This window comes from Dyadobacter tibetensis Y620-1 (genome assembly GCF_000566685.1).
Taxonomy (GTDB): domain Bacteria; phylum Bacteroidota; class Bacteroidia; order Cytophagales; family Spirosomataceae; genus Dyadobacter; species Dyadobacter tibetensis.
In genome coordinates this window covers 114885-121246 of the sequence record NZ_AZQN01000011.1, presented here as the reverse complement: position 1 = coordinate 121246, position 6362 = coordinate 114885, and the positions used below count along the sequence as shown (strand labels likewise).

5 protein-coding genes are annotated in these 6362 nt (G+C 44.6%); 2 read left to right on the top strand and 3 right to left on the bottom strand.

Annotated features, from left to right (window positions below):
• Positions 1–145: 145 nt before the first annotated feature.
• Complete coding sequence (locus tag X939_RS0121035; RefSeq protein ID WP_025765251.1) at positions 146–499, bottom strand: hypothetical protein; 354 nt, start codon at positions 497–499, stop codon at positions 146–148.
• A 214-nt stretch (positions 500–713) separates the two neighbouring features.
• Here X939_RS0121035 and X939_RS0121030 point away from each other — a divergent pair, with 214 nt between their 5' ends.
• Both X939_RS0121030 and X939_RS0121025 read left to right on the top strand, forming a co-directional pair.
• On the top strand, positions 714–3005 hold the full coding sequence (locus X939_RS0121030) for an ATP-dependent helicase (protein WP_025765250.1): 2292 nt from the start codon (positions 714–716) through the stop codon (positions 3003–3005).
• Positions 3006–3110: 105 nt separating this feature from the next.
• On the top strand, positions 3111–4607 hold the full coding sequence (locus X939_RS0121025; protein WP_025765249.1) for a DUF4301 family protein: 1497 nt from the start codon (positions 3111–3113) through the stop codon (positions 4605–4607).
• A gap of 69 nt (positions 4608–4676) precedes the next feature.
• Here the strand turns inward: X939_RS0121025 and X939_RS0121020 are convergent, their stop codons facing one another.
• Positions 4677–5150, bottom strand: a complete 474-nt coding sequence (locus X939_RS0121020; RefSeq protein ID WP_025765248.1) for an Lrp/AsnC family transcriptional regulator — start codon at positions 5148–5150, stop codon at positions 4677–4679.
• A 184-nt stretch (positions 5151–5334) separates the two neighbouring features.
• The gene (gene fcl / locus X939_RS0121015) at positions 5335–6276 is read right to left on the bottom strand and encodes a GDP-L-fucose synthase (protein WP_025765247.1); all 942 of its coding nucleotides are present in this window, start codon (positions 6274–6276) and stop codon (positions 5335–5337) included.
• Positions 6277–6362 lie beyond the last annotated feature (86 nt).

The window sequence follows — 6362 nt, the reverse complement described above, 5'->3', positions numbered from 1 at the left end:
AATGGTCATTTCTGTAGGCCTAAACGGCCCTAGGGCAGGTTATGGACGGAAGTGTAAGATATAAGTAGCTCCAGTCTTATAGATGGCAAACTACTCGATCTTGTCCTGGCAAGAAGTGTTATACCTTAATAGTGCGCCCAATCTGTTACAGATTTTTGAAATACTCGATCACATGCATCTTCAGCAGATTCTCCTGGGCATCTAGGCCTGTCTGCGGAAGAGCCCGTAAAAGTTGATAGTGTGGCCAGCCGTCTTCATCTATATACTCCAATTCATAATAAGAGGACAGACTTAGCACTTTACAGATACCTATATGCATCAGGTCCTGCTTTTGCTCTTTGGTGAACCTTCTGGCTCCTTGCCCCAACTCCTGTACACCCACTAGAAAGAGTACCCCGTTTAGGTCGGCAGGCTTTTTGCCCACCGTAGCTTCCAGAGTGGTTAGCAGGTATTCCCATTGTTGTTCCAGGGGTAAGTCTTCTACAGTAGCAAGATTCATGTACGGCTTTTATTTATGGTGATCCTATTTATTGGCAAACGAGAAATAGGGCAATCCCGTTCCTGAAACAGCGCATGCCCTGGGCTTTCGGCCGGAAAGCTACGGAAATATCGGCTGCTAATACGACAAGTTCCGGATCAAATTGGTAATTTTATCAAGGACGTTTCTAACTTTGGACTTTAGAGGATTCAGAATACTACATTATATAAATAGCGTGAAAAAGGAGGGAGATCGTTTGAAGAAGACAGAAAACTATTTACAGACGCTTAATGAGCCTCAGCGAGAAGCCGTCCTACATGGAAACGGTCCGCTGATGATCATTGCAGGGGCGGGGTCGGGAAAGACGCGTGTCCTAACCTTCCGAATTGCCCAACTAATCGAAAACGGGGTGGATCCTTTCCGTATTCTTTCACTGACCTTTACCAATAAGGCCGCCGGGGAAATGCGCCACCGCATCGAAAATGAGATTGGCACCGAGGCACGCAATATATGGATGGGGACTTTCCATTCTGTTTTTGCCAAAATCCTTCGGATAGAGGCACGCTACCTGGGCTATACCAGCGACTTTTCTATTTACGACACCGACGACTCCAAGTCTTTACTCCGTAGTATCATTCGGGAATTCAATCTGGATGACAAGGTATATAAGGCCAATGTGGTGTATAACCGTATATCGGGCGCTAAAAATCGGTTGGTATCGGCAGAGGACTATGCCAATAGTCCCGTCATCCAGGCCGACGACGACGCTGCCCGCATGAAGGAGATGGGCAGGATCTACAAAACCTATGTAGGCCGCTGTTTTCAGGCCAACGCCATGGACTTCGACGATTTACTTTTCAATACCAATGTACTTTTTCGCGACTTCCCGGACGTACTTTATAAATACCAACACAAGTTTCAACATGTGATGGTCGATGAGTTTCAGGATACCAACGTGTCGCAGTACCTGATAACGCGCAAATTATCGGCCGTACACCGTAATATATGTGTGGTGGGTGATGACGCCCAAAGTATCTATGCCTTTAGAGGGGCTAATATTGAGAATATCCTCAATTTCGAAAAAGACTTTCCCGACGTCAGAACGATTAAGCTTGAACAAAATTACCGTTCAACCGCCACCATTGTGAATGCGGCGAATTCGGTAATAGCTCGTAACAAAAGCCAGCTCAAGAAGGAGACATTTACAGCCAACGAAGAGGGCTCCTTAATCGATGTGATCAAGGCGGGCTCCGACAACGAGGAGGGGAGACTGATTGCCGGGGCGATTTTCGAAGAGAAAATGCAAAAATCGCTCAGCAATGAAGATTTTGCCATCTTATATAGAACCAATGCCCAGTCCAGATCCTTCGAGGAGGCTCTCCGCAAGCTCGGCATCAAATATCGGATCATTGGAGGCATGTCTTTTTACCAACGCAAGGAAATTAAAGATTTGCTAGCCTATCTCCGGTATACCGTCAATCAGCGTGACGAAGAGGCATTCAAAAGGATTATCAATCTTCCCAAGCGGGGAATAGGAGATGGCACGGTGGCTAAAATCACTGTAGCGGCTTCTGAAAATGGAGTAGGGGTCTGGGATATTATCTCCAATGCATCCTATTATATAGGAGGTCGTATCGCTTCGCCCATCGATCAATTTGCCACCCTTATAAAAAGCTATAAAGTTCTGGTTGAACAGGGGAACGACGCTTACGAGATAGCATCTCAGGTGGCTAAAACTTCTAAACTTCTCAAAGAGCTATATGAAGACAAGACCGTAGAAGGGCTCTCTCGTTACGAAAACGTTCAGGAATTGCTAAATGGTATCAAGGAATTTGTGGATAGTGAAGAAACGGAAGACAAATCCCTGAGTGCATTTCTTCAATCAGTGTCCTTACTCACCAATGCCGACGAACCCGACGATGATGCCGACCACGATCGGGTGACCATGATGACCATCCATTCGGCAAAGGGCTTGGAGTTTAAAAATGTTTTTGTCGTAGGTCTGGAAGAAGATTTGTTTCCGAGCCAGATGATGCTGGAAACACGTCAGGATTTAGAAGAAGAACGTCGTCTCTTCTATGTGGCCATTACCAGAGCAGAAAAGAAGTTATCTTTCAGCTATGCTGAAACGCGCTATCAATGGGGCCGTCTGAAAATGTGTGAGCCCAGTCGATTTCTACTGGAGGTCGACAAAAAGTTTTTGAATGTTAGCCGGATTTTGGCCGGAATGGAGACAGGTGCCGGCAGCAGTAGTGGGGGTAGTTCTTTTGTTCGCAACCTTACACCCCGCAAGCCCTCAGAACCTCGCAACATTGCTGGCACCAAAGCACATACTCCGTCTGGAGACTTTAATCCCAGTGACACCAGCGAGCTAAAAGCCGGCGACAAGGTAGAACATATGAAGTTTGGCTTTGGCACGGTTATTCGTATGGACGTTAATGGCGCAGACCGGAAAGCCATAGTAAAATTCGACGGAGTTGGAGAGAAAACCCTGTTGCTGAGTTTCGCCAAATTAAGGATATTGTAAAGTTCCTAAAATCAGTAAAGTACGGACTGTGAAGGCTTTGTAAGTCATAGTGCCCTAAAAAGGTCCCCAAAACAATAAAATTCATATTCATAACTATTTAGATTTATGTTTCAAGAAAACGATATTATACAGATTAAGGAAAGGGGTAGCGAACTGGAAACGGTGTCGCAGCAGATCGATTATTTTGTGAATGGCTTTCCTTTTATAACGCTCAGCAAGGCTGCCACCATTGGTGATGGGCTTATTAGGCTAACTCCCCAGCAGATCGATGGACTTATTGACGCCTACGACCAGTTGGCCAGCGACGGAGTTATCACCCTGATGAAGTTCGTGCCTGCTTCAGGAGCGGCTACACGCATGTTCAAAGCACTTTTTGGCTTTTTAGATGGAGGGAAAACGGATGCTTCGGTAGACTCCTTTTTCGAGAATATCGAGAAATTTGCCTTTTATGAGGATCTAAAGACCGCATTAGAGTCGGATGGCTTAGACATTGCAACGGCTACCAAGACGCAGATCGCGTCGTATTTTCTGACCGACAAGGGGCTGGGATATGGCGAACTTCCCAAAGGGCTCCTAAAATTCCATAATTATAATACCCGCTCACGTACTCCGCTGGAGGAACATCTGGTAGAGGGTGCCAAATATGCCAATGCCGGAGGCAATGTCCAGATTCATTTTACGGTATCGCCCGAACACCAGGATAAATTCGAAAAGCTGGTGGTTGAGGCACTCCCCAGCTACCAAACGACCTACGGAGTAAAGTACTTCGTATCTTTTTCGGAACAGAAAAGCGCAACGGATACTATTGCGGTGAACCCCGATAATAGCCCCTTCCGCGAAAAAGATGGGAACCTGCTCTTCCGCCCGGCTGGCCATGGAGCCCTGCTGGACAATCTGGCCCAACTTGATGCCGACATTATTTTTATAAAAAATATCGATAACGTAGTCCCTGATCACCTGAAAGAGGAAACTATTCGTTATAAAAAGGCCTTAGCAGGAATTGTTCTGGAGTATCAGAAAAAGATTTGGAGCTATATGGATAAGCTTCAAAACAATTTTAATGAGGAATTGCTGGAAGAACTGGATTCTTTCTTCAAGGATGAATTGAGTGTAAGCGCACCCGAAAACTTTGCGAGCATGACCTCCGAAGAGAAGAAAGCCTACTTCCTAGCTAAGTTGGACAGACCCCTGAGAGCCTGTGGCATGGTAAAGAATGAAGGAGAACCTGGAGGCGGCCCTTTCTGGGCGAAGAACGCAGATGGCTCTTCGTCATTGCAAATAGTAGAGTCGGCACAGGTGAATGTTGATGATGAGGAGCAAAATGAAATCTTTAAAAATGCTACCCATTTCAATCCGGTTGATCTGGTATGTGCCATTAAAAATCGACAGGGTGTCACCTATGAGCTTAAGAAGTTCAGAGATCCGTTGACAGGCTTCATTACCGCAAAGTCCAAAAATGGCCGTGAACTAAAGGCTCAGGAGCTACCGGGCCTATGGAACGGTGCGATGGCCGACTGGAACACCATATTCGTGGAGGTTCCGCTCATTACTTTTAATCCCGTCAAAACCGTGAATGATTTGCTCCGCGAGCAGCATCAATAGAGGTTATATAATAGAAAAAGGTCGATACCTCCTTCGGTACCGACCTTTTTTTTGACCTTAAATATGATGTCAGGGAATAGGTAAAACCTTGCTTTCCTTGAAAGTTGAAAGGATAACCATCGTTTGAGTACTGGCTACCTCTTCTATCTCATTTATCTTCTCCAGCATCAGGGTTTGATAGGTACTGATGTCTTTCGATATTACCCGTAACAGAAAGTCCCCGGTACCGGTGATATGGTGGCATTCAACTACTTCGGGAATGGCTTGAATCTTGTCCACAAAAGATTCGGTCACCGCTTTGCGATGGCCAACCAGGGATATTTGCACGAAAGTACTAACCCCTAGCCCTACGCGTTCGGGTTCCAGTTGCGCATGGTAACTCTTAATAATTCCAGACTGCTCCAGCTTCTTTACCCGCTCCAGAGTGGGTGCAGGTGACAAGCCTATTTCTTTAGAAAGCTGTGCATTGGTTATTTTTGCGTTCGTTTGAAGAATTTCCAGAACTTTCCTGTCGATCTGGTCAAGCTTTATAATATTGGACATTTTTCTATGACTAAGTTATTGTATAACCTTTTTTGATAAAGGCACTGCAAAGCTATTAGATTTTACCGAACATCCTTACAATTATATACTGGAAATTTTATAATATAACAAATTATCATAGGTGAAATCCAAATTTAGACCGCAAATGTTGGGCATCAGACCATGTAACTGGTGAATATCAAAATTAAACTGTATAAACTTCAATTTTCGAAAGGAAATCGGCATAGGTCTTTTCAATACCCTCCTTTAGTCCTATTTCGTGCTTCCATCCCAGGGAATGAAGCTTTTGAACATCCATCAGTTTCCGGGGCGTACCATCAGGCTTGTCTGTGTTCCAATGAATTGTGCCCGTATAGCCAATAATGTTGCTGATGAGCTCCGCTAATTCTTTAATGGAGACATCGGCACCTACACCTACATTCAGGAACCCCGGTTGACTATAATTTTGCATTAGGAAGTAACAGGCGGCGGCCAAGTCATCGGCATGCAAAAACTCCCGCAGCGGGGATCCTGTCCCCCAAAGCTCGACGGTAGGTTTTCCTTCCTGTTTGGCTTCATGAAACTTTCTGATCATAGCAGGCAGGACATGTGAATTTTCAAGATCATAATTGTCATTAGGTCCATACAAATTTGTAGGCATAACGGAAATAAAATCACATCCATATTGACTTCTATAAGCTTCACACATCTTTATTCCAGAGATTTTGGCAATGGCATATGGCTCATTGGTAGGCTCCAAAGTACCTGTAAGTAGTGCATCCTCATTCAATGGCTGCGGAGCTAACTTAGGATAGATGCAGGAAGAACCTAAAAATAACAACTTTTTGACACCATGAACGTAAGCGTGATGGATAACGTTGTTCTGTATCTGAAGATTCTCATAGAGAAAATCGGCCCTGTAAATGTTGTTGGCCATAATTCCACCGACCTTTGCTGCCGCCAGAAAGATATATTCCGGTTTTTCAACATCGAAAAATTCGCTAACCTGAGCTTGATTTCTAAGATCCAGCTCTGAAGAAGTTCTTAGCACGAAGTTGGTGAAACCTTCTTCCTGCAATTTCCTATGAATGGCAGACCCTACCATCCCACGATGGCCAGCAATGTATATTTTAGCGTTTTTTTCCAATGTTGTTTAAATTTGTACTGAAAATCAATAAATAAAGATTTAAGCCGTTACAAAGTTAGTAATCTTCGTAAGAAGAAAAACTCAAT

Bases quoted from the DNA above. Each gene is read 5' to 3' on its own strand.
- X939_RS0121025 (WP_025765249.1), top strand. From the start codon at position 3,111: ATGTTTCAAGAAAACGATATTATACAGATTAAGGAAAGGGGTAGCGAA.
- X939_RS0121020 (WP_025765248.1), bottom strand. From the start codon at position 5,150: ATGTCCAATATTATAAAGCTTGACCAGATCGACAGGAAAGTTCTGGAA.
- X939_RS0121035 (WP_025765251.1), bottom strand. From the start codon at position 499: ATGAATCTTGCTACTGTAGAAGACTTACCCCTGGAACAACAATGGGAA.